Raw genomic sequence first — 889 nt, 5'->3', positions numbered from 1 at the left:
GGTTCGGCGGGCTGATTGCCGGATACGGCTTGTCGTTCACTCATCGTGCTCACCGGGCGGGCTTACTCGTTGTTGTGCGCGTTAGAGATGTGCTGGTGGTGGCGGATCACCTCGGAGATGATGAAGTTCAGCACCTTCTCGGCGAACTCCGGGTCCAGGTGCGCCTCACGGGCCAGGTGGCGCAGCCGCTCAATCTGCGCCTTTTCCCGGTTCGGGTCGCTGGGCGGCAGCTGGTGCACGGCCTTGAGGTGGCCCACCCGCTGGGTGGCCTTGAAGCGTTCGGCCAGCAGGTAGACCAGCTGGGCGTCGAAGTTGTCGATGCTGCCGCGGATGGAATACAGCTCATCGAGCACCGCCTGGTCGACCTCGCCGTGCAGGGAGCTGGCGTGCGGGTCGAAGTCCGTGGGCAGGGGGTTCGTGTTCGGCTCGCTCATGCGCCCAGTTTACGTGGGATTAGGCCACGACCCGCATTAAGTGACGCGCCGCCACCGGCCCGGGAGCTGGTGGCGGCGCGTGTTGCGCTCACTGTGCCAGGTTCAGCTGCTCGATCAGCGCCCGGCGCTTGGCCTGTTCACGCGGGTCGGGCACCGGCAGGGAGGCGATCAGCCGCTGCGTGTACGGGTGCTGCGGGGCGCTGAGCACCCTTGAGCCAGCCCCTCCTCGACCAGTTCGCCGCGCAGCAGCACCCCCACCCAGCTGGCGAGCATGTCCACCACCGCCAGGTCGTGGGAGATGAACAGGGCCGCGAAGCCCAGCTGCTGCTGCAGCTCCAGGAACAGCTCCAGCACCTTGGCCTGCACCGAGACATCCAGCGCGCTGGTGGGTTCATCGGCGATCAGCAGCTTCGGCTCCAGGCCAGCGCCCGGGCCAGCGAGGCGCGCTGGCGTTG

General features: G+C 67.7%; 1 protein-coding gene and 1 pseudogene. Both read right to left on the bottom strand.

Features of this window, described 5'->3' with window-relative positions:
* Nucleotides 1-62 precede the first annotated feature (62 nt).
* On the bottom strand, nucleotides 63-434 hold the full coding sequence (locus JCM19049_RS15735; RefSeq protein ID WP_054822019.1) for a chorismate mutase: 372 nt from the start codon (nucleotides 432-434) through the stop codon (nucleotides 63-65).
* Nucleotides 435-522: 88 nt separating this feature from the next.
* Nucleotides 523-889, bottom strand: a pseudogene (locus JCM19049_RS15730) (glutathione ABC transporter ATP-binding protein); the annotation flags it as partial.

The organism is Arthrobacter sp. JCM 19049 (assembly GCF_001310435.1).
The sequence above is the reverse complement of the archived record's forward strand: the minus strand, read 5'-3'. Positions and strand labels throughout refer to the sequence as shown.

What these genes read in the sequence shown, in the direction of transcription:
- JCM19049_RS15735 (WP_054822019.1), bottom strand. Translation starts at nt 434, where the DNA reads ATGAGCGAGCCGAACACGAACCCCCTGCCCACGGACTTCGACCCGCAC.